Origin of the sequence: Burkholderia savannae, from assembly GCF_001524445.2 — a bacterium.
GTDB classification, from domain to species: Bacteria; Pseudomonadota; Gammaproteobacteria; order Burkholderiales; family Burkholderiaceae; genus Burkholderia; species Burkholderia savannae.
In genome coordinates this window covers 1,882,123-1,903,166 of record NZ_CP013418.1, presented here as the reverse complement: position 1 = coordinate 1,903,166, position 21,044 = coordinate 1,882,123, and the positions used below count along the sequence as shown (strand labels likewise).

The 21,044-nt window shown below is 67.4% G+C and carries 17 protein-coding genes and 1 pseudogene; 8 read left to right on the top strand and 10 right to left on the bottom strand.

Features of this window, described 5'->3' with window-relative positions; all coding sequences use genetic code 11:
* Window positions 1–147: 147 nt before the first annotated feature.
* From WS78_RS29490 to WS78_RS29480, 3 genes and pseudogenes are all read right to left on the bottom strand, one after another.
* Window positions 148–420 carry a hypothetical protein gene (locus WS78_RS29490; RefSeq protein ID WP_038755227.1) on the bottom strand — a complete coding sequence of 91 codons (273 nt, stop codon included), beginning with the start codon at window positions 418–420 and terminating at the stop codon, window positions 148–150.
* Window positions 390–622, bottom strand: a pseudogene (locus tag WS78_RS38305) (hypothetical protein). Before WS78_RS38305 ends, WS78_RS29490 begins: the two are co-directional and overlap by 31 nt.
* A gap of 137 nt (window positions 623–759) precedes the next feature.
* The gene (locus WS78_RS29480) at window positions 760–2,163 is read right to left on the bottom strand and encodes a GntP family permease (protein ID WP_038755230.1); all 1,404 of its coding nucleotides are present in this window, start codon (window positions 2,161–2,163) and stop codon (window positions 760–762) included.
* Between the two features lie 285 nt (window positions 2,164–2,448).
* On the opposite strand from WS78_RS29480, the gene WS78_RS29475 reads away from it, so the two are divergent.
* The 4 genes from WS78_RS29475 to WS78_RS29455 all read left to right on the top strand — a co-directional run bounded on the left by WS78_RS29475 (window position 2,449) and on the right by WS78_RS29455 (window position 5,564).
* The gene (locus tag WS78_RS29475) at window positions 2,449–3,978 is read left to right on the top strand and encodes a sigma-54 interaction domain-containing protein (protein ID WP_059575580.1); all 1,530 of its coding nucleotides are present in this window, start codon (window positions 2,449–2,451) and stop codon (window positions 3,976–3,978) included.
* Window positions 3,979–4,267: 289 nt separating this feature from the next.
* Window positions 4,268–4,816, top strand: coding sequence for a BON domain-containing protein (locus WS78_RS29465; RefSeq protein WP_082717498.1), 549 nt, complete (start codon window positions 4,268–4,270; stop codon window positions 4,814–4,816).
* A gap of 67 nt (window positions 4,817–4,883) precedes the next feature.
* Window positions 4,884–5,171 (top strand): hypothetical protein, encoded by a 288-nt coding sequence (locus WS78_RS37315; protein ID WP_197419384.1) that lies wholly within the window; start codon window positions 4,884–4,886, stop codon window positions 5,169–5,171.
* Between the two features lie 102 nt (window positions 5,172–5,273).
* A complete protein-coding gene (locus WS78_RS29455; RefSeq protein ID WP_038755234.1) occupies window positions 5,274–5,564 on the top strand; it encodes an H-NS histone family protein in 291 nt (96 codons plus the stop codon).
* A gap of 177 nt (window positions 5,565–5,741) precedes the next feature.
* Here the strand turns inward: WS78_RS29455 and WS78_RS36540 are convergent, their stop codons facing one another.
* Complete coding sequence (locus tag WS78_RS36540) at window positions 5,742–6,869, bottom strand: hypothetical protein (protein WP_156437389.1); 1,128 nt, start codon at window positions 6,867–6,869, stop codon at window positions 5,742–5,744.
* A 243-nt stretch (window positions 6,870–7,112) separates the two neighbouring features.
* On the opposite strand from WS78_RS36540, the gene WS78_RS29450 reads away from it, so the two are divergent.
* Both WS78_RS29450 and WS78_RS29445 read left to right on the top strand, forming a co-directional pair.
* Window positions 7,113–9,467 (top strand): bifunctional acetate--CoA ligase family protein/GNAT family N-acetyltransferase, encoded by a 2,355-nt coding sequence (locus WS78_RS29450; protein WP_059575578.1) that lies wholly within the window; start codon window positions 7,113–7,115, stop codon window positions 9,465–9,467.
* A 164-nt stretch (window positions 9,468–9,631) separates the two neighbouring features.
* Window positions 9,632–9,865, top strand: a complete 234-nt coding sequence (locus WS78_RS29445) for a hypothetical protein (RefSeq protein WP_059627731.1) — start codon at window positions 9,632–9,634, stop codon at window positions 9,863–9,865.
* Between the two features lie 192 nt (window positions 9,866–10,057).
* On the opposite strand, the gene WS78_RS29440 is transcribed toward WS78_RS29445, so the two are convergent.
* The 3 genes from WS78_RS29440 to WS78_RS29430 form a co-directional block, all read right to left on the bottom strand.
* Window positions 10,058–10,609 carry a hypothetical protein gene (locus WS78_RS29440; protein WP_038755239.1) on the bottom strand — a complete coding sequence of 184 codons (552 nt, stop codon included), beginning with the start codon at window positions 10,607–10,609 and terminating at the stop codon, window positions 10,058–10,060.
* Between the two features lie 146 nt (window positions 10,610–10,755).
* Window positions 10,756–12,159 (bottom strand): indoleacetamide hydrolase, encoded by a 1,404-nt coding sequence (gene iaaH, locus WS78_RS29435; RefSeq protein ID WP_038755241.1) that lies wholly within the window; start codon window positions 12,157–12,159, stop codon window positions 10,756–10,758.
* Window positions 12,160–12,272: 113 nt separating this feature from the next.
* Window positions 12,273–13,097: an IclR family transcriptional regulator gene (locus WS78_RS29430; RefSeq protein WP_059575576.1), complete on the bottom strand. Its 825-nt coding sequence runs from the start codon at window positions 13,095–13,097 to the stop codon at window positions 12,273–12,275.
* A 560-nt stretch (window positions 13,098–13,657) separates the two neighbouring features.
* On the opposite strand from WS78_RS29430, the gene WS78_RS29425 reads away from it, so the two are divergent.
* Together WS78_RS29425 and WS78_RS29420 are read left to right on the top strand one after the other, a co-directional pair.
* Complete coding sequence (locus WS78_RS29425; protein ID WP_038755245.1) at window positions 13,658–14,506, top strand: ureidoglycolate lyase; 849 nt, start codon at window positions 13,658–13,660, stop codon at window positions 14,504–14,506.
* A gap of 171 nt (window positions 14,507–14,677) precedes the next feature.
* Entirely contained in the window at window positions 14,678–14,935 is a 258-nt protein-coding gene (locus tag WS78_RS29420) for a helix-turn-helix domain-containing protein (protein ID WP_226377255.1), read from the top strand.
* Window positions 14,936–15,242: 307 nt separating this feature from the next.
* Here the strand turns inward: WS78_RS29420 and WS78_RS29415 are convergent, their stop codons facing one another.
* From WS78_RS29415 to WS78_RS29400, 3 genes are all read right to left on the bottom strand, one after another.
* Entirely contained in the window at window positions 15,243–16,538 is a 1,296-nt protein-coding gene (locus WS78_RS29415) for an O-acetylhomoserine aminocarboxypropyltransferase/cysteine synthase family protein (RefSeq protein ID WP_038755247.1), read from the bottom strand.
* A gap of 290 nt (window positions 16,539–16,828) precedes the next feature.
* Window positions 16,829–17,221 carry a VOC family protein gene (locus WS78_RS29410; RefSeq protein ID WP_038755249.1) on the bottom strand — a complete coding sequence of 131 codons (393 nt, stop codon included), beginning with the start codon at window positions 17,219–17,221 and terminating at the stop codon, window positions 16,829–16,831.
* A gap of 864 nt (window positions 17,222–18,085) precedes the next feature.
* Complete coding sequence (locus WS78_RS29400) at window positions 18,086–21,034, bottom strand: salicylate synthase (RefSeq protein ID WP_059575572.1); 2,949 nt, start codon at window positions 21,032–21,034, stop codon at window positions 18,086–18,088.
* Window positions 21,035–21,044: the final 10 nt, after the last annotated feature.

Below are 21,044 nucleotides of genomic sequence, written 5' to 3'. Positions count from 1 at the left end.
TGGACGATCGCCGCGAAGCGCGCGCGGCATGAAGCGCGTTGATGTGCCGATTATCGGCTATTTTCGGAAAGGAGATCGCGCCGCGCATGGACGCGCGGCGAAGACGGCGAGGGCGCGGGCCAGCCTTGGCTTCACCGCGGCGGCGGATCAGGGCGCCGCGGTGCGGGCGAGCGGAACGGTGCCGTGCGTTTCGCCCGGCAGTTCCGCGCCGTGCGAACGTATCGCGGCGATCAACTCGGCGGGTGTGATCTCGTAGCGTACTTCCCGATGGATGCCGGGTTTGCGTTCGTCGATTTCGATAAGCAGTACGCTTTTACCGTCTTCGGTGGCCGCGAGACGCAGCGAGCGAAGCTCGCGCCCGTCGGCCTGATCGAATTCGGTCAACAGGGTCATGGCCCCGGAAGAACCGGTCGTGCGCATTGAACGTGTCCTCGTGTCGTGAAGTAGGAAATGTTGCTCTGCGAACTGCTTCAATGCAGTTTAGCCGAACCGGACGACGGCAATGAGAATTTTGCGAGATGTTGGAGCCGTGGGGCCGGGCGGCCCGACGGCGCGCTGCGGCGCGTTGAACAATGAGCCGTTCGGTGTACGCGCAAACCCGCATGTTGCGGCGGCGCGTCACGGCAAAAAGTATGAGCGAAAACGCAATCGGCCCGGCGCGCCGTCGATCGGCGAGCGCCGGGCCGATGCAGCGGGCGGCGCCGCGCCGAAGCAGTCGGGCTGCCGCCGCTGGACGGGCGCGTTGCGCCCGTCGCCGGATCAGACGAGCCCTGTCAGATAATAGACGGCGATCACGAAGAACACCGCGAGCGTCTTGATGACGGTCACCGCGAAGATGTCGCGATACGATTCGCGGTGCGTGAGGCCCGTCACCGCGAGCAGCGTGATCACCGCGCCGTTGTGCGGCAGCGTATCCATGCCGCCGCTCGCCATCGCGACGACCCGGTGCAGCACGTCCATCGGAATCTGCGCGGCCTGCGCGCCCTTGATGAAGAGATCCGACATCGCCGCGAGCGCGATGCTCATCCCGCCCGACGCGGAGCCCGTGATCCCCGCGAGCGAGCTGACCGACACGGCCGCGTTGACGAGCGGATTCGGAATGTTCTTCAGCGCGTCGCCGACGACGATGAAGCCCGGCAGCGCGGCGATCACGCCGCCGAAGCCGTATTCGGACGCGGTGTTCATCGCGGCAAGCAGCGCGCCGCCGACGGCCGCCTTGGTGCCGGTCGCGAAGCGCTCGTGCACGCGCCTGAACGCGGTGATGACGACGAGCAGGATGCCGAGCAGCAGCGCCGCCTCGACCGACCAGATCGCGACGACGGTCTTGATCGGCGTCGTGATCGGCGTGTGGACGCCCGGCAGCACGTCGGGCGGCACCGTGTACGATGCGCCGCCGTACCACACTGGAATCAGTTTCGTCAGCGTGAAGTTCGCGACGCCGACGAGCACGAGCGGCGACACGGCGAGGATCGGATTCGGCAGCGACTGCGTCTCGACGCGCTCCGGCTCGTTGACGAGCGACGTGCCGTAGCCTTCGCCGCGCGCGAGCGCCGAGCGGCGGCGCCATTCGAGATACGACAGGCCGACGACGATGATGAAGACCGAGCCGATCGTGCCGAGCGCGGGCGCGGCCCACGCGGTCGTCTTGAAGAACGTGGTCGGGATGATGTTCTGGATCTGCGGCGTGCCGGGCAGCGAATCCATCGTGAACGAGAACGCGCCGAGCGCGATCGCGCCCGGCATCAGGCGCTTCGGAATGTTGCTCTGACGATAGAGCTCGGCCGCGAACGGATAGACGGCGAACACGACGACGAACAGCGACACGCCGCCATAGGTGAGCAGCGCGCACACCGCGACGATTACCGCATTCGCGCGCGAGCGGCCGATGTAGCGGATCGCGGCCGCGACGATCGCCTCGGAGAAGCCGGACAGCTCGATCACCTTGCCGAACACGGCGCCGAGCAGGAACACCGGGAAGTAGAGCTTCACGAAGCCGACCATCTTTTCCATGAAGATGCCGGAGAAGACGGGGGCGACGGCGGCGGGGTCGGTCAACAGCACCGCACCGAGCGCGGCGACGGGCGCGAACAGGATCACGCTGTAGCCGCGGTACGCGGCGAACATCAGGAACGCCAGCGCGGCGAGGACGATCACGAATGACAAGAGAGTCTCCTAATCTTGGTTGTTGTGCGAGCGTGCGCGCCTCGCGGACGGCGCGACGCTGCGGCAGGCGCTGCCGCAGGATTCGTGCCATCCGCCGCGCGGCGGGCCGCTGCCGCACGGGCGGCGGGGCGCGCGCTGCGGCCGGGTGCCGGCTGCGTCCGATTCTACAGAAAACGTCTCTTTGGCTAGACGAATGCGCCGCCCGGTGCTCGTCGTTTCGCGGTTTGGTCTTTATTGACAAGCGCTTGCCGGATGTCTCCCGCGTGAGATAATTCGTCTCGTTTTGTGGACAAGAATGAAAAAGTGGAGACGAGTGCACAGATTTCGGACGGCTGGGCCGCGCTGCCCGCCGATTACGGCGATGTGCTGCGGCGCGCGGCGGCGTCGCTTTTCAAGACCTTCGAGCATTCGAGCGTCGGCACGCTGATCGTCGACAAGGACGCGCGCGTCGTCTGGATCAATCAGCGTTACGCCGCGCGCTTCGGGTTCGCCGATCCGCAGCAGGCGATCGGCCGCGATTGCGAAGCGGTCATTCCGCACAGCCTGATGCGCGAAGTGGTCGCGACCGGCCGGCCGATTCTGCTCGACATCATGGAAACCGGCCGCGAGCCGCTCATCGTCACGCGCCTGCCGCTCACGGACGACGCGGGCGAGACCGTCGGTGCGATCGGCTTCGCGCTCTTCGACGAGCTGAAGACGCTGACGCCGCTTTTCTCCCGCTACATGCAGGTCCAGCAGGAGCTGATCGCGACGCAGCGCTCGCTCGCGCAGGCACGGCGTCCGAAATACACGTTCGCGAGCTTCGTCGGCACGAGCGCGCTGATTCTCGAGACGAAGCGGCAGGGGCGGCGCGCCGCGCAAGTCGATTCGCCCGTCCTGCTGCTCGGCGAGACGGGCACCGGCAAGGAGCTGCTCGCGCATGCGATTCATGCGGCGTCCGCGCGCGCGCTGAAGCCGCTCGTGACCGTGAACGTCGCGGCGATTCCTGATGCGCTGCTCGAGACCGAGTTCTTCGGCGCGGCGCCGGGCGCGTACACGGGCGCGGACCGCAAAGGCCGCGTCGGCAAGTTCGAGCTCGCCGACGGCGGCACGCTTTTTCTCGACGAAATCGGCGACATGCCGCTGCCGCTGCAGGGCAAGCTGCTGCGCGTGCTGCAGGACAAGGAGTTCGAGCCAGTCGGCTCGAACCGGATCGTGCGCGCGAACGTGCGGATCATCGCGGCGACGTCGGCCGAGCTGCCGGCGCTCGTCGCCGAAGGGCGCTTTCGCGCGGATCTCTATTACCGGCTGAACGTGCTGACGATCCACGCGCCGCCGCTGCGCGAGCGCGCGTCGGACATCGAGGCGCTCGTCTACACGATGCTCGAGGAACTCGCCGCGCAGCACGGACTCGCCGAGCACTGCGAACTGACCGACGACGCGCTGCGTCTGCTATGCGCGTATCCGTGGCCCGGCAACGTGCGCGAATTGCGCAACACGCTCGAGCGGGCGCTGATGCTGTCCGATCGCGCGTTGATCGATGCGCGCGCGCTCGCGCCGTTCATCGGGCCGGGGCGCGGCGCGGCGTCGGGCGGCGGCGCAGGCGCCGGCTTCGGGGCGGGCGCGGGTTTGGCCGCGGGTGCGGCGCCGGCGGCCGTATCCAACGCAAGCGCTGCATCTTCTTCTTACTCGGACGCATTGGCCGCGTGGGAGCGTCAGTTCCTGACGGACGCGCTGGCCGCATGCAACGGCAAGGTGACGGAAGCGGCCGCGCGCATCGGCATCGGGCGCGCGACGTTCTACAAGAAGCTCGCGGCGCTCGGCATCGATACATAGCGGACGGTTCGCGCGACGCGCGGAACACGTGCGCTGCGAACGCGTCGGCGCTCGCACGCCGAGCGGGCGCATCCGTGTGGAGGTCGCGATGAAGCGCATCAGATTCGCCGCATCGTGCGTGGCGTTCGTCGCCGTCGCCGCGCAGGCGTTTGCGCAGGGCGGCGCGGTGCGCGTATTGCCTGCATCGCCTGCATCGTTTGCGTCGTCTGTGCCGTTTGTGCCGTCCGCACCGCTTGCGTCGCTTGCAGCGCTCGCATCGTCCGAATCGGCTGCGAAGTCGTTGCCCGCGATGTCGGCGTCGACGATTTTCGTGGCGTCGTCGCCGGCATCGTCAACGTCACCGGCATCGCCGGAATCATCGGTTTCGTCGGTGCCGGACGCATCGCCGGGATCGACCGCTTCGATCGAACGACGCAATTGGTACGACGATCCTTTTTTTGTATTGTCGAATTCGATTGCCGAATGTCCGATGCCGCTGGGTCCATTGATGACGCGTGCGCAAATGGAAGACGATGCGCATTACCGCGTCGAGCGCGGAACGACTTGCTGGCTCGCACGTCGCTGCAGCAAACCGAATTCCTATTTATACGACAAGCAGATTGCCGAAGAACTGAAGCAGCGATTTCTCGCCGGCGATCCGGCTTTGGCGGGCACGAGCATCTGGATCACGATTCAGCGCCGCTTCATTTATGCCGAAGGATGCGCGCCTGCGTCGTTCGATCGCGATGCGCTGCGACGCAGGCTCGAAGCGCTGCCGGACGTCGAGCAGGTATTCATTCGGCTTACCGACGATCCGCGCGGACGTGCGCCCTACAAGACACTCGTTGCACCTGATTGACCCTTTGCCGCGCGCGTTGGCATATACTCGCGTCGTCCAAGAAGAAAGCGGAGCGATAGGCAGATTCATGAAACAGACGGGTGCGCCAGCGCCGGGGCAATGCGGCGCGTTCTTGCGGACGGTATTTTTGATTGCTTTAATGGCGGTGCTCTCGGGCTGCGGGGGTAGCGCGCCGCTGTTTACGCCGGACGGGCGTGCGACCACGATGGTCCAGTGTCCGGAAGGCGGTCCTTGGGACACCTGCGTTCAGAATGCGCGCGGCATTTGCGGCGGCGATTTCGATACGATCAAGCAATCGGTCGATAACGGCGTGCGAAACCTTCTCTTCGCATGCAAGGCTAGAAATGGCTTTTGAGCATCGCTTGCGGAATATGAAAGCAATGCAAAAAATATTCGATTGATCCTGAATAGATTCATATAATTCCCTCTATAAATAACGAGACGGAGCTTCATCCATATGGCGACCTATAGGCAACTGACCGCACAGCTCGAAAAACTTCAGCAGAAAATCGACAAGGAACGCGAAAAAGCAATCGCGGACGCCATTGCCGATATCAGGGCGAAGATCGAGGAATACGACATCACGCCCGAGGAGTTGGGGTTCAGAAGCATCAAGACCGCGGCGAAGCCGAAGCGCCAGCTGCCGCCGAAATACCTCAATCCGAAGACGGGCGAGACCTGGAGCGGCCGTGGCCGTGCGCCGGCGTGGCTCGGCAAGAACCGCAACCGTTTCCTGATCAAGGACTGATCCCGAAAAACCTCACCTTTGGCGCCTTGAACGACGGTGCGAACGGCAAGCCTGCCATTCGCACCGTTTTGTTTTGGCCCAACGGCTGCTTGTTTCACGGCAGCCACGCGATGTCGTGCCGCACATGGTTGCACGCTGATTCGGCGATGAAACCCGTGGCTTTAGACGGATATTGCGTCATTTCACAATCGAAGCGAATTTTCCGATTCGTTGAAATTGTTTCACACCGCATCGCGCATATGGGACGGCGTTCGCGAATTTCCCGTTTTGATTCGAGATTTCGGCGCGACTCGACGACCTATCCCGAACATCCTCACCATGACTCCCGAAAACGCTCACCTTTGACGGGGCGAAGCGAGCCTCGTATTCGTCGCGGCGGCATACCTTTCGAGACTCGGTTCGGAAGCCGGGCACGCGCTTAGATCGCGATGCCAAAGACGCGATGACGTGTCGATGATGCGATTCCTCGGTCCTGATCCGCCGACCGGTATGCCGGAATGGACATCGCATTCGAACCGCGAATGTGTGCGGACGGCATTTTTGAGACGGGCTTCTCATCCGATTGACGATTGGTTTGAGTCGCACGGCGGCCGGCGAGAATGGAATGCGTTCGTTGTTTTCGCGAGATATATTTCTTAACGGCTTGTAATGTTTGCCGGTGTGCATGCGCATTCGCGTTCGTCGTGAAGCGCCGGCGCCGGCACTGCTACATTGCGAGCGACATGTCGCTTGCGGGACCTCGATCGCAGGCCCGTTCGACGAAGCACCATGCGCAATGGCCGTTGCGCCCGCATTCGAACGCAATCGTGCGATGGAGCCGCGCAATGAACGCGATTTCGGTCGCATGCCGGACTTCGTCGCTCGACCGATTCCGCAGTGAGCCCGCACACCGCACGAAAGTTGGCCGCTATTGAGCAATGCATCGAATTCGTTGAATCGGGGCGCGCGATGCTTCATCCGGCTGGATCGGATTTTCGAGACGATCGTTTCAACACGAATCAGCATGTCTTTTAAAGCCGTGTGGCGAGACATGTCGGCGCGTGCAATCAAATGCGGACGAACGGGCCGTTTCGGGATTGCGCGTCTTCTGTAATCGATTCCGGGGAATGGGCGCTCGTTCGGGCGGACCGTGGCCGGCCGTGTGTCGGGCAGCGGTATCGCGAGCCGCGCCGCCGAGGCAGGCGAATTTCGCGCCGCGCGCCGTTGGTCCGCATCGCCGCGTTCGCGGCAAAGCCGGCGGGCAGCTTCGTCGAAGACGAGTAGCGCCGCCGCCGATTGCGTGGCTTGCTCGATCCATCCTTGCATGTTGTCCTGCTCCATTTCAAAAGGCCGGTATCTCCGTTCCGTGTTTCTGGCGGAGATGGGGCTGCGTCGGCGACCGGCAGGGAGGTGTCGATGTCGATGATGCCGACGCTTGCGCGAATCGGCGACTCGGCCGAACGGCATATAGGCGACGTGTGGCGCTTCGCCTATCCTATGGGCTCACAGGTTCGGTTCGGCCCGGCCGCGCCGTCGAGTGCCGTCATTCAACCTTTCAACGGAGTTGCCGTGACCGTTCGCAATCTCGATGCGTTGTTCCAGCCGACTTCCGTCGCCGTTGTCGGCGCGTCGCCGCGTCCGGGCAGCGTCGGCGCGATGGTCTGGGCGTGCGTGCTCGACGGCCGGTTCGGCGGTGCGATCTGGCCCGTCAATCCGAAGTACGGCGAACTGAACGGGCACAAGGTTTATCCATATGTCGATCAACTGCCGAGCGCACCGTCGATCGCGATCGTCTGCACGCCGCCCGCGACATGGCCCGGCATCGTGCGCAAGCTCGGCGGCTTGGGCGTTCGCGCGGCGATCATCGTCGGCGCGGCCCGATCGAGCGCCGATCGGGCCGCGCTCGAACGGGCGCTCGCCGCGGCGAAGCCTCATTTGCTGCGGATCATCGGGCCGGGCAGCCTGGGTGTCGTTTCGCCCGTGCTGAACGCGCACTTCGGCGCGCCGGCATGCATCGTGAAGGCGGGCGGGGTCGCGTGGGTGTCGCAGTCGAATGCGCTGACGAACGCGGTGCTCGGCTGGGCGCATGCGCGCGGGCTCGGTTTCTCTCATGCGATCGCGCTCGGCGGCGAGGCGGACGTCGACGCGGCCGACGTACTCGACTACCTCGCGAGCGACGCCGCGACACGCGCGATTCTGCTCGAGCTCGACACGGTGAAGTCGGCGCGCAAGTTCATGTCAGCGGCGCGCGCGGCGGCGCGCAACAAGCCCGTGCTCGCATTGCGCACCGGCCGTGGCGATTCGGGCGATCTGCTTCATACGGCCGCGTTTCAGCGCGCCGGGATGGTGCGCGTCGACGCGCTCGACGATCTCCTCGACGAAATCGAGACGCTCGGCGTCGGCAGGGCCGCGGCGAGCGGCGCGGCGACGCTCGTGACGAGCGACAGGGGCGTTGCGAAGCTCGCCGTCGATGCGCTGGCGGCGGCCGGAGAGACGCTCGCGCAATGGCCGCAGGCCGCCGTCGACGAAGTCGGCGGCGCGCTGCCCGCCGGCATCGACGCGGGCAATCCGCTGCTGCTCGGCGACGATGCGCGTCCCGAATATTTCGGCGCGGCGCTGAAGGCGCTCGCGCAGCACCCGCAGACGGGCACCGTGTTCGTGGTGCACGCAACGTCGCATAGCGCGCCTGCCGACGACGTCGCGCGCGTGCTGATCGAAGCGCGCAAGTTCGCGCGCCGCGGCATGCTTGCATGTTTCTTCGGCGGCGTCGATGCCGCGACGCGCGACGCGTTGCACGAGCACGGCATTCCGGTGCACACGACCCCGCAGCGTCTCGCGCGCGCACATGCGCGCCTCGTCGACTATCAACTGGGGCGCGAACTATTGATGCAGACGCCGGAGGGCACGCCGCCGCAGCCGACTGCGTCGGTCGCCGCTGCGCAACAGGCGGCGCGCGCGGCGCTCGCACAGGGGCGGGACGTGTTCGAGGGCGACGCGGCGCTCGGCTGGCTGGCGGGTTTCGGCGTCGAGCGTGCGAGCGAGGCGGACGTCGGCGATGCGATCGTCGACATTACGGTCGAGATGTACGACGACCAGAACTTCGGGCCGGTGTTCCGCTATTCGGTGCCGCCGGCGGACGGCATCTCCGCGCCGTTTGTCGTCTACGGGCTGCCGCCTTTCAACACTGTGCTTGCGCGAGCGGTCGTCGCGCGTTCGCCGTATGCGCGCCGCGCCCCGCCCGAGCCGTTGTTGCATGCGCTGACCGCGCTTTCTCAGGCGGTGTGCGAGGTGCGCGAGGTCGTCCAGATGTCGCTCGTGCTGCGCGTGAAATCCGAGCGCGTCATCGCGGTGAGGCCGTGCATCAGGCTCGCGACGGGACGCAGCCGGCTTGCGATCGTGCCGTATCCCCGTTACCTGGAGCAGAGAATCGACTGGCACGGAGAGCCCATCACGGTGCGTCCGATTCGCCCCGAGGACGAGGCAGCGCATCGCGAGTTGCTGAGTGCGATGACGCCGGACGATTTGCGGATGCGCTTCTTCGGCGCGGTTCGCAACTTCGATCACTCGCAGATCGCGCGGATGACGCAGATCGATTATGACCGCGAGATGGCGTTGATCGCGACGGTCAACGACGCCGACGGCCGCGCGCATACGCTCGGCGCGGTGCGCGCCGTGACCGATCCGGACAACGAAGCGACCGAGTTTGCGATCGCGGTGCGGCCCGATCAGAAGGGCAAGGGGCTTGGGCGGCTGCTGATGGCGCGCATCATCGAATATGCGCGTTCGCGCGGAACGGCCTGGATGATCGGCGAAGCGTTGCGCGAGAACACGGCGATGATCACGCTCGCGAAAAATAGCGGCTTCGCGGTGTCGGCGACGGAAGAGCCGGGAGTGGTCGGGTTCAGGTTGAAACTGCAGCCGTGAGCCCGGCGGCGTGGCATTCGGCGTCGTGCGCGTGCGTTCGGATGAGGGGTTAAGTAGCCGCTGCCGGATGTCGTCGATGTGGCCGAAGTTTTGAAATCCGATGCTTGAGGCGCGGACGGTGCTTCGGGCGTTGCCGATATTTTCCAAGCCGTCGACATTGCTGATTGCAGACCGCGGCCGACGATTTCAGCGTCCCGGTTGCCATTGCCGCCAACGACGCCAACGACGCCAACGACGCCAACGACGCCAACGACGCCAACGACGCCAACGACGCCAACAACGCCAACAACGCCAACAACGCCAACAACGCCAACAACGCCAACAACGCCAACAACGCCAACAACGCCAACAACGCCAACAACGCCAACAACGCCAACAACGCCAACCGCCGGCGGTGAGACTTTACGGGACGCACCTTCAGAAGGCAGGTGAGATTTTTCGGGAGACGAACCGACCGACGCGAAACGCGGCGCGAACGGCTCGTCATCGACCACATCGGGCTGGGCGGCGACACATCGGCGGGCACGCACGAACGCGCATCCGTCGATCCGTCGCGCCCGAGCGCGAGTGAACGCGCTTGCCGGACGGGATCAGGCCGCGAGCTTCGTCGCGGCCTCATCCACCTGCATGCGCGAGACCGAGAGCTCTTCGAGCAGCGCTTCCGAGTAGACGGCGCCCGTCTCGCGTTCGAGGCGCGCGACCGTCAGCGCGCAGCGCGCGCTGTCCTTCGGCATCGCGATGAAGCGCTTGATCGATTCGCCCGCCTTGAATGCGTCGAAGAGCGGCAGCCGCACGTCGTCGGGCAGCGTCTTCGTCCATTGATACGGCTTGCCGTTGAACGTGAGCGACGGCGGCAGCGAGCGCTCCTTCTTGCCCGCCGCGATCAGGCCGTAGGTGCGCGCGGCTTCGCCGATCTGCTCGGGAGAGAAGAGCTCGTCGGGCGTGATGTCGAATTGCGCGATGTGGTCTTCGATTGCCTGCATCGCGGCCGCGCGATCGTCGCGCTTCTTCTGCGCGCGCGCGACGATGTCGCGCAGTTCGTCGGCCTCTTCGGGCGTGATCGTGAAGCTTGCCTGCTTCTGCTGAAGTTCGGAGAAACGTTGGAATTCGAGATCGGTCAGAAGTTTGGCCATGACATCCATGAGTCGCCCGCCGTCGGCGAAGACGGCGGCAGCGTTTTGAAGGGGGCGCTATTTTAGCGTAGCGCCGCGCGGGTGGCGGAATCGTGTGCGCGGCTCGCGCGCTGTGCGACGCGCCGCGTGTGCATCATGCGTGCGCCGCGTGTGCGTCATGCGATGCGTGCGAGCAGCCGCTCCACTTCGCGCGCGATCGCGAGCAAACGGCGGTCGTTGCCGGCCGGGCCTTCGAGCATCAGCCCGACCGGCATGCCGGTGTGCTTCGACAGGCCTGCGGGAATCGACACCGACGGCACGCCGCCGAGCGTCGCCGGCCCCGTCTGACGAATAACGCGTGCAAAAAGCGCGTGCGCGGCGTCGGGCGGAAGATCGTGGCCGCTGTCGGCGACGAGCGGCGCTTCGCATTGAACGGTCGGCAGCACGATGCAATCGACGCCCGTCCGATGGAACGCCTGGTCATACCATCGCACGATGCTTTGCAGCACGCGGATCGCGGCCGCGTACGCATCGCTCGACGGCGGCGCGTCGATCAGCGTTCGGAAGATGTGCCGCACGTCGTCGCTGCCGAGCCGGGCGACGAACTCCGTGAACGGTTGATCGAGCCGCTCGGCGCTGAAGCGTTGCCAGTACGCGAGCGCCTCGAAACCGGCGATCGGGAAGCCGCACGCTTCGTCCGCCTCGTACAGCGCGCGGGCGGCGAGCGGGATGAGCCGCGCGCCCGCACCCGTGAGCGCGGCGAGCGCGCGCTCGGTCAGTTCGGCGACGGCCGGATCGAGCCCGTCGAAGTATGGCGCGTCCGGCACGCCGATCGTCAAACCGGCGAGCGCGAGCGGCGCGGGCTCGGACGCGTCGCGCGTCAGCACCGCGTCGAGCAGCAGCAGATCGTCGACGCTATGCGCGATCGGGCCGACCGTATCGCGCGTCGGCGACAGCGCGAGCACGCCTTCCGTCGAATAGCGGCGCGGCGTCGGCCGCAGCCCGGCGACGCCGCAGAACGCCGCCGGAATCCGCACCGAGCCGCCCGTGTCGGTGCCGAGGCCGAACGGAATGCCCGCCGCGACGGCGGACGCCGTGCCCCCGCTCGAGCCGCCCGCGATGCGCGCCGGATCGTGCGGATTGCGCACCGCGCCGAAATGGCCGTTCGCGCTCGTGATGCCGAACGCGAGCTCGTGCATGTTCGCCTTGCCGATCGGCACGGCGCCCGCGTCGAGCAACTGCTGGACGGCCGTCGCGTTGTGCGCCGCGCGCAAGCCGAGCAGCGCGGGGCTTGCCGCGTGCGTCGGCATGTCGGCGGTGAAGATGTTGGCCTTGATGACGAACGGCACGCCCGCGAGCGGCAGCTTGCGGCCGCTCGCGATCTGCGCGTCGACGTTCGCGGCGGCCTCGCGCGCGATGTCCGGCGCGACGTGCGTCATCGCGCGGAGCGGCTCGATGAGCGCGAGGCGTTCGAGTGCGGCCTCGGCGTGCCGGATCGCGGGCGTGCGCCCGCTGTTCACGGCGTCCGCGACGTCCCGCACGCTGGCGGGCCGGGCGAAGGTTTCTCGGTGTGACGACATGGGCCTGTCTCCTTGTGCTGCGCGCCGGCGGACGCGGCGCGCGTTTTCGGCTGGATCGGAACGGCGAGGCCCTGATGATTTCACATTTGCTTCGGACGGATGCCGAGTGGGCGTCAGGCGGCCGTCTCCTTCCACATCGACAGATGCCTGGCGGTTGCGCGCAGCTGCGCGGCGACGTCGTCGATCGGCGGCGCGACGTATGCGTCGATCCGGCGGATGTACGGACACGTGAGCGTGGCGATCGCATGGCCCGAGGGCCCGAGCACCGGATACGCGATGTCGGTGACGCCGAACGCCTGGCGGCTTCCCTGCAGCAGCCGCCCGGTCGCGCGAATCTCGCGCAGCAGCGCGTCGAATTCGCCCATGTCGAGCGCGGTCTCGCCTTCCACCTTCGTATGCTCGGCGAGCATTTGCGCGCGCTGCTCCGGCGTCTGGAACGCGAGCATCACGGGGCCAGACGCGGTGTCGACGAGCCCGATGCGCGAGCCGAGCCGCACCGAAATGCCCCATCCGCCCGGCCCGTCGACCTGCGCGATCACGAGCAGGTTGCCGCGGTCGTAGACGGACAGGTGGCACGACTGCTCGGCGGCATCGGCGAAGCGCTGCATCGGCGGCAACGCCTCGGCGATCAGCCGCTTGAGCGGCGGATGGCGATGCGCGAGCGTATAAACCTTGAGGCTCAGCGTGTAGCGGTCGCCGCCCGGCGAGCGGATCACGTACTGGCGCGCGACGAGCCGCTCGAGCATCCGGTAGATCTCGCTCGCGTTGCGGCCGAGCTCCTTCGTGATCTCGGTGCGCGTGAGGCCTTCCTTCTGTTCGGCGAGCAGTGCGAGGATGTCGAGCCCCTTGTCGAGCGCAGGGGCGCGATAGCGTTCGATTTCCTCGCAATCCTGCGTCTCTTCCGCGGCGTCGGCGGGCTGGTCTTTCCTGGGTTTCATCGGTGAGTCGATCTGGTGGAACGCGACGCATCGATCGCCGGCGCGGCGCCTGCTTCGCGGCCGCGCGCATGCATCGATGGATCATTGATTTGTCTGTAAATTAAGTAACTGCTCCAACGGCAATGATAATCAACGGATGCGAAATCAACGCTAACTTTGCCGACAATTGTTGAATAAGAGTATCGGTGTTGCGTCGATGGAGTCAAAGTATGCGTCGGGCTGCTCGGCAAGAATCGGCGTGGGGCGGGAGCCCGGCGCGAACTCGGCGCGAAACCGGCGCCGGGAACGCGCACCGGTGCGAACGTTGGCGCGGGGATGCGCGCGGCAGGCCCGCGCGGCGGGCCTTCGGCGGCGATGACGAACGGCGTCGGGCGCCGTCGCCGACGGTGATCCCGCACGTCGCCAGCGTCTGCTCCAATAGTCGTTATCCGCGATGCAACGTCTCACCGTGTGCGACGGGTGGTACAAATTCCGCAACGGGCTCACGCACGGCGCCGTCGCGCCGGCCGCATCGCGCTCGCTGGGTTCCCGTCCGTCCAGAACTGAAGAGGTCGCCTGCCATGAAACTGCTTCGTTACGGCCCCGTGGGCCAGGAAAAGCCCGGTCTGCTCGATGCCGACGGCCGCATTCGCGATCTGTCGCCGCTGATCGGCGACGTCGCGGGCGACGCGCTGTCGGACGCGAGTCTCGCGCGGCTTGCCGCCGCCGATCCCGCGTCGCTGCCGCTCGTTCCCGGCGAGCCGCGGATCGGCGCGTGCGTCGGCCGGATCGGCAAGTTCGTCTGCATCGGCCTGAACTACGCGGACCACGCGGCGGAAGCGGGCCTCGCGGTGCCGGCCGAGCCCGTCGTGTTCGGCAAGTGGACGAGCGCCGTGTGTGGCCCGCACGACGGCATCGAGATTCCGCGCGGTTCGGTGAAGACCGATTGGGAAGTCGAGCTCGGCGTGGTGATCGGCCGCGCGTGCAAGAACGTCGACGAGGCGGACGCGTTGTCGCACGTCGCCGGCTATTGCGTCGTCAACGATGTGTCCGAGCGCGAATGGCAGATCGAGCGCGGCGGTCAGTGGGACAAGGGCAAGGGCTTCGACACGTTCGGGCCGATCGGCCCGTGGCTCGTCACGCGCGACGAAATCGCCGATCCGCAGGCGCTCGATCTGTGGCTCGACGTGGACGGCCGGCGCTATCAGAACGGCAACACGCGCACGATGGTGTTCACGGTCGCGCAGCTGATCGCGTACCTGTCGCGCTGCATGAGCCTGCAGCCCGGGGACGTGATCTCGACCGGCACGCCGCCCGGCGTCGGAATGGGCGTGAAGCCGTCGCCCGTCTATCTGAAGCCGGGGCAGACGGTGCGCTGCGGTGTCGCGGGGCTCGGCGAGCAGTTGCAGACGACGCGCGCGGCGGTGTGACGCCGCTGAGTGTCGGCGCGCGGCGGGCGATAAGCCGGTAGCGGAAGGGCGGCCGTCGGGCCGCCGCGGCGTGCGGTGGCGCCGCAGGCCGTGATGGAATGGCCGAAGCGCAATGTGCGTGAGCGATCGACATTCCACTTTATCGCGCGGCGGAATGTGATGAACGGTTGCATGCTCACGTGCCGTTTCCGCGGGCTGACCGGCAAGTCGCCGCCTCGGTGGCTTCAGACCGCGTATACCACGCAGACCGCGCGTGCGAGGCGCGCGCAGCAATGGCCGGAGACGACGGCGCTATCGGCCGCCGAGCAGATCGCGACCGAGGCGGGATTCGGCTCGGCGAACGCGTTGCGCGAGCGCTTCGGGCGGATCGTCGGCGCGACGCCGAGGCGAAACCGGCAGGCGTTCACGACGCAGGCCGCTGCTAGTTGACGGCGAAGCGGCGAGGAGGGTGGTGGCGCGGAAACGAGCGCGCGCCGGCAGTGTGCGTCGCGCGGCTTCGCCCGTCACTTCGAGCGTCGGCGGGCGTATCGTGTCGAGCCGACGAACCGACGAACCGACGAACCGACGAACCGACGAGCCGACGAGCCGACGAACCGACGCACCGAAGAACCGAAGAACTGGCGGAATAGAGGGACAGCGCAACACCGCAACACCGAAACACCGACGCGTCGACCACTGCCGCTGCGCCTTGCGCCGCGAATCGAACGCGCGGACGTTCGATTCGCGTCGTCGTCGTTCACACTTTCGCGAGCGCCTGATCGAGATCGGCGAGCAGATCGTCGATATGTTCGATGCCGATCGACAGCCGCACCGTCTCTTCCTTCACGCCCGCCTTCGCGAGCTCTTCCGGCGACAACTGGCGGTGCGTCGTCGAAGCGGGATGCGTCGCGAGCGACTTCGCGTCGCCGATGTTGACGAGCCGCGTGAAGAGCTGCAGCGCGTCCTGGAACGCGGCGCCCGCGGCGCGCCCGCCCTTCACGCCGAACGTGAGGATGCCCGGCGCGCGGCCCGACAGATAGCGGCCGACGAGCGCGTGATCCGGATGGTTCGGCAGCCCGGAATAGTCGACCCATTCGACCTTCTCGTGCCGAGCGAGATGCTGCGCGATCTTCAGCGCGTTGTCGCTGATGCGGTCGATGCGCAGCGCGAGCGTCTCGATGCCTTGCAGGATCTGGAACGCGTTGAACGGCGAGATCGCCGCGCCGGTGTTGCGTAGCGGGACCACGCGCGCGCGGCCGATGTACGCGGCCTCGCCGAACGCTTCGGTGTAGACGACGCCGTGATAGCTGACGTCCGGCTCGTTCAGCCGCTTGAAACGGTCCGCGTGCGTCGCCCACGGGAACTTGCCCGAATCGACGATCGCGCCGCCGAGGCTCGTGCCGTGTCCGCCGAGATACTTCGTCAGCGAATGCACGACGATGTCCGCGCCGTGCTCGAACGGGCGCAGCAGATAAGGCGTCGGCACCGTGTTGTCGACGATGAGCGGCAGCCCGTGGCGATGCGCGACGTCGGCGAGCGCGGCGATGTCGGTGATGTTGCCGAGCGGATTGCCGACGGATTCCGCGAAGATCGCCTTCGTGCGTGAATCGATCAGCGCCTCGAATGCGGCGGGGTTGCGCGGATCGGCGAAGCGCGTCGTGATCCCGTACTGCGGCAGCGTGTGCGCGAACAGGTTGTAGGTGCCGCCGTACAGCGTGCTCGACGAGACGACGTTGTCGCCCGCTTCGGCGATCGTCAGGATCGAATAGGTGACGGCCGCCTGCCCCGACGCGAGCGCGAGCGCGCCGACGCCGCCTTCGAGCGCCGCGACGCGCTGCTCGAGCACGTCGTTGGTCGGATTCATGATCCGCGAATAGATGTTGCCCTGAACCTTCAGATCGAACAGGTCCGCGCCGTGCTGCGTGTCGTCGAACGCGAACGCGACCGTCTGGTAGATCGGCACCGCGGCGGCGCGCGTCGTCGGATCGGGGCGATAGCCGCCGTGCACGGCGATGGTTTCGAGGCGCCAGTCGGCGGATGCGGGTTCGGTCATGATGGGTCTCCGGTCGGCCTGTTTTCGTGAAGGTGTCGGCCGATTATAGGAGCCGCGGTTGCGCGCTTTTAGCTTGTTTGGTGACAAGCTTATGCGCGGGCGGGAGAAATGCCGCGGGCGGCGTGCGATGCGGGGCGCAATGCCGCGCGGAAGGCGGACGGAAGGCGGGCGATGGATGGCGCGCCGGGCGCGAACGTGCCGGATGTGCGCTTTTGCCGCTGGATGGTTCGCGGGTTCGCGTGCGCGCTCGTTCTTCCGCTGCGCGCACGTGCCCGCGTCGCGCGCGAGCGTCAGCCGTCGACGTTCGCCGCGAAATTCAATTCGACGCCGTTGCCCGCCGGATCGTCGAAGAACAGCTGATGCTGGCGCGTGAGCGGCACGTCGGCGCTCGAAAACCGGATGCCGAACCGCTGCAGGCGCGCGATCGTTTCCGGCAGATCGCTGCACGCGAACGCGACATGATCGAACGTGTTCGTGACGTTCGGCGCGCGCGATTCGCCGGGGCTCGCTTCAGACAGATGCAGCACGGCCTGCGCGCCGGCATACAGCCAATAGCCGTGGCTGCGGAACGGCGGGCGATCGCCGGGCCGCAGTCCGACGACGTCGACATAGAAGTCGCGCAGCGTATCGAGGAGCGGGCGCGGCGCGCGCAGATTGTAGTGATCGAGGCCGGTGACGGACATGGCGGGCGGGCAGCTGGCTGGAGAATGGACCCGAAGCGGTCATTCTAGCGCGCGCCGGAGGGCGGCGTGACGGCGTGCGTCGATTCGGCGGACGCGCGTGCCGGCGATCGATTCGCCGCTTGCAACGCCGGCGAGGCGAGTTGCGCCGGGCGCGACGATGCTTCGAAAGATGCCGCTCGTTCGCTGGCGACGGTCGTGCATTCAAGACCGGCGACGACGTGCGGGGCATTCGGCGCGCACGCCGCACGCGTGCACGCTTGCCGGAGACGTCGGCTTCAGGATGTCTCGCGCGAAGCACGGCGGCGCTTCGGCGCGCGCGGCCCGCACGCCGCACGCGTGATGTCGGACGATGCGCGAATGTGCAGCCGCTTCGCGGTTTTTCGTGCCTCGGCGCGAGGAACCGCATCGTTGCGATGCGGCACGCTGTCGACGGGCGGCACGCGATGCGTCGCGCCGCAAGGGCGCGGCGCGCGATCGGCGCGGCCGTATCGAAGGCACGCGGCATGCGCACTTGCGAACGCCGGCTTGCGCATGCCGATGCTTGCGCAAGCCGCTCGTGCGACTCATCGGCGATGGGCGATCGAGGCGTGCGCCGGCCGGGCGCCGACAGGCTCGGTACGGTTGGGCGACGCGACATGTCGCCGTGCGATGCGGCGTTTCAAGCGCTTCCGCTACACTGCGCCGCATCGCATCGCATCGCATCGCATCGCATCGCGTCGCGTCGCGTCGTACGCACCGCATCGCGCCACGCCACGCCACGCCACATCACATCACATCGCAAAGCAAAGCAAAGCAAAGCAAAGCAAAGCAAAGCAAAGCAAAGCAAAGCAAAGCAAAGCAAAGCCGCGCCGCGCCTCCCAACACCTACGCGTCCGCCCGCCCCCGCAGATGACGCGCGACCGAAGCGAGCTTTTCGCAAGTCTCCGTCCATTCGCGCTCCGGCGTCGACAGCGGAACGAGCCCCGCGCCGGCCTGCAGCCAGCAGCGCTCGCCGTCCCGATACACGGAGCGCAGCACGAGCGCCGCGTCCATCGCGCCTTCGCTGTCGACGACGAACACGCAGCCGCTGTACAGGCCGCGCAAGCGTCGTTCGTGGCGCCGGATGCTGTCGAGCGCTTCCCGCTTCGGAATGCCCGACGCCGTGACGGCGGGGAACAGCTTCTCGAACGCATGCCACGCATGGCGGCCCGCCGCGAGCCGCCCGCGCACGCGCGACGCGAGATGCTGGACGGTGCCGCGCCGGTAGACGCTCATGAATTCGCTGACGCCGAGCGAATCGGCGTCACAGACGGACGACATTTCGTCCATCGCCAGTTGCACCGATACCGCATGTTCGGCGATTTCCTTCGCGTCGCGCAGCAGTTCGCGCCGCAGGCGCGCGTCTTCGGCGTCGTCGCCCGTCAGTGCGCGCGTGCCGGCGAGCGGCTGCGTGCTGACGAAGCCGTCGGCGCTCACTTCGACGACCGTCTCGGGGCTGAAGCCGTAGGCTTCGAAAGCGCCGTCGCGAAGCAGGAACGAGCGCGCCGGCGTGTTCGTCCGGCGGCCCGCGACGTAGCTCGACACCGTGTCGAGCGATGCCGGAACCTCGACCGCGCGCGACAGGATCACCTTCTGATACGCGTCCGCCTGCATCTCGCGCACCGCGGACGCGACCTGCTCCTTGTATGCGGCGGCGTCGCGATCGTCGTCGATCGCCTCGAGACGCGCGCCGGACTCGGCGTCGCGCGCGGCGTCCTGCGTCATGACCAGCTCGGCGAGCGTCGCGAGCGCGTCGGGCTCCAGGCTGCGGATCAGCGCGCGGCCGCTCGACATCCGGATCTCGCTTTGCGGAATCGCGAGCCGCAGCAGCGGCGCGTCGCCGCGCGCGCCGGCGACGCCGTACGTCAGATGCGCGAACTCGAAATGGGCGCGGCCGTACGCGCGCCATGCGTCGATCCCGACGTCGGCGAGCGCGGTCGCGATCGCGTCGCACGGCGGCACGTTGCGCCAGCATGCGCCGTCGCTGCGGCGCACCGCGCCGTCCGGCTCGACAATCACGCTCAACGCCGAATCGATGCCGACGCTCCATTCGCCGTCACGCTCGTAGAGCGTGCAATGCCGGCTCGGCAACGCGCGCATCACGCGCGACGCGAGCTCGAGCGGCTCGCTTCGCACGCTCAGTTGCCGCTCGACGTAACGCCGCGCCGGGGCGGCGTCGCGCGCGCGGGCGAGCGCGATCAGGCGCTGCTTGTCGATCTTGCCGACCGACGTCAACGGCCAATGCGCGGCGATTTCGATCTGGTCCGGCTGCTTGAATTCGCTGAGCCCGCGCGCGCGCAGCGCCTGCTTGAGCGTGGCGGCGTCGAGCGCATCGCGCTGCGGGCGCACGAACGCGCAGATGCGCTCGCCGAGCAGCGCGTCGGGAACCGCGACGACGGCCGAATCCTGCACGCCCGGCAGCGTATTGAGCAACTGCTCGATTTCCGCGGCGGAAATTTTTTCGCCGCCGCGATTGATCTGCTCCTTGATGCGGCCTTCGACGATCAGGTTGCCGGCCGCATCGCGGCGCACGAGATCGCCGGTGCGGTAATAGCCGTCGGCCGTGAAGCTGCGCGCGTTGTGCTCCGGCGCGCGATAGTAGCCGCGGATCGTGTATGGCCCGCGCGTCAGCAGCTCGCCGATCTCGCCGGCGCCGACGTCGCGGCCGTGCGCGTCGACGATGCGGATGTCGTCGCGCGACGACAGCGGCCGCCCCTGCGTGTGCACGATCGTATCGAGCGAATCGTCGAGCCGCGTGTAGCAGAGCAGCCCTTCGGCCATGCCGAACACCTGTTGCAGACGGCAGCCGAGCACGTCGGGCAGGCGGCGCGCGAGCGGCGGATCGAGCCGCGCGCCGCCGACCTGGACGAGCCGCAGGCTCGACAGATCGCTGCGCTCCCATTCGCGCGCCTGCGCCCAGAGCTGCGCGAGCGGCGGCACGAGCGCGACGTGCGTGACCCGCTCGCGCGCGATCAGCGGCATCGCTTCGTCGCAGCTCGCCGTGTCGGACAGCACGACGGTGCCGCCGCGCGACAGCGTGCCGAGTATGCCGGGGCACGCGAGCGTGAAGTTGTGCGCGGCCGGCAGCACCGCCAGATAGACGCTCGCTTCGTCGAGCCGGCAGAGCTCGGCCGACGCGCCGAAGTTGTACGCGTAGTCCGCATGCGTGCGCGGAATCAGCTTCGGCGTGCCGGTCGTGCCGCCGGACAGGAGCAGCAGCGCGACATCGGCCGGCGCGGGCGGCGTCAACGCGCGCGGCGGCGCATCGAGCGACGCGAGCGGCACGATGCGTTCGTCGCCGTGCCGGCCCGGCCCGCCGTCGACGACGACGCGGCGCAGCGACGGATGCGCGTCGAGCATCTCGACGGCGAGCGATCGCGCGTCGACGCCGTCGGTTTCGTCCGCGACGAAGTAGGCGGCGGGCTCGGCGATGCGGCAGAGCGCGTCGATGTCGCGCGAGCGCTGCGTCGGCATCGCGAGCACGGGCACCACGCCGAGGCGAAAGAGGGCGAAGCAGACGGTGACGAACGCGATCCCGTTCGGCAGCTGAACCATCGCGCGGTCGCCGGGGCGCAGGCCGAGCCCGTGCAGCCCGGCCGCGAGCCGATCGACGCGGCGATCGAGCGCGGCGAACGGCACGCGCTCGCCGCCCGCGACGAGCGCGGTGCGCGTCGCGTGATCGGCCGCCCAGCGGCGCAGATGCTCGCCGAGCGGCAGCGCGGCGCCGGAGTGGTCAGGGGCGGCCGCGACGGTGCGGGCCGTTTCGTTCGGATTCGGATGAAGAAGAGTTTCCATGAGCTTCTCT

Bases quoted from the DNA above. Each gene is read 5' to 3' on its own strand.
- WS78_RS29490 (WP_038755227.1), bottom strand. From the start codon at position 420: ATGCGCACGACCGGTTCTTCCGGGGCCATGACCCTGTTGACCGAATTC.
- WS78_RS29465 (WP_082717498.1), top strand. From the start codon at position 4,268: ATGTCGGCGTCGACGATTTTCGTGGCGTCGTCGCCGGCATCGTCAACG.
- WS78_RS37315 (WP_197419384.1), top strand. From the start codon at position 4,884: ATGAAACAGACGGGTGCGCCAGCGCCGGGGCAATGCGGCGCGTTCTTG.
- WS78_RS29455 (WP_038755234.1), top strand. From the start codon at position 5,274: ATGGCGACCTATAGGCAACTGACCGCACAGCTCGAAAAACTTCAGCAG.
- WS78_RS36540 (WP_156437389.1), bottom strand. From the start codon at position 6,869: ATGCAAGGATGGATCGAGCAAGCCACGCAATCGGCGGCGGCGCTACTC.
- WS78_RS29440 (WP_038755239.1), bottom strand. From the start codon at position 10,609: ATGGATGTCATGGCCAAACTTCTGACCGATCTCGAATTCCAACGTTTC.
- iaaH (WP_038755241.1), bottom strand. From the start codon at position 12,159: ATGTCGTCACACCGAGAAACCTTCGCCCGGCCCGCCAGCGTGCGGGAC.
- WS78_RS29430 (WP_059575576.1), bottom strand. From the start codon at position 13,097: ATGAAACCCAGGAAAGACCAGCCCGCCGACGCCGCGGAAGAGACGCAG.
- WS78_RS29425 (WP_038755245.1), top strand. From the start codon at position 13,658: ATGAAACTGCTTCGTTACGGCCCCGTGGGCCAGGAAAAGCCCGGTCTG.
- WS78_RS29420 (WP_226377255.1), top strand. From the start codon at position 14,678: ATGCTCACGTGCCGTTTCCGCGGGCTGACCGGCAAGTCGCCGCCTCGG.
- WS78_RS29415 (WP_038755247.1), bottom strand. From the start codon at position 16,538: ATGACCGAACCCGCATCCGCCGACTGGCGCCTCGAAACCATCGCCGTG.
- WS78_RS29410 (WP_038755249.1), bottom strand. From the start codon at position 17,221: ATGTCCGTCACCGGCCTCGATCACTACAATCTGCGCGCGCCGCGCCCG.
- WS78_RS29400 (WP_059575572.1), bottom strand. From the start codon at position 21,034: ATGGAAACTCTTCTTCATCCGAATCCGAACGAAACGGCCCGCACCGTC.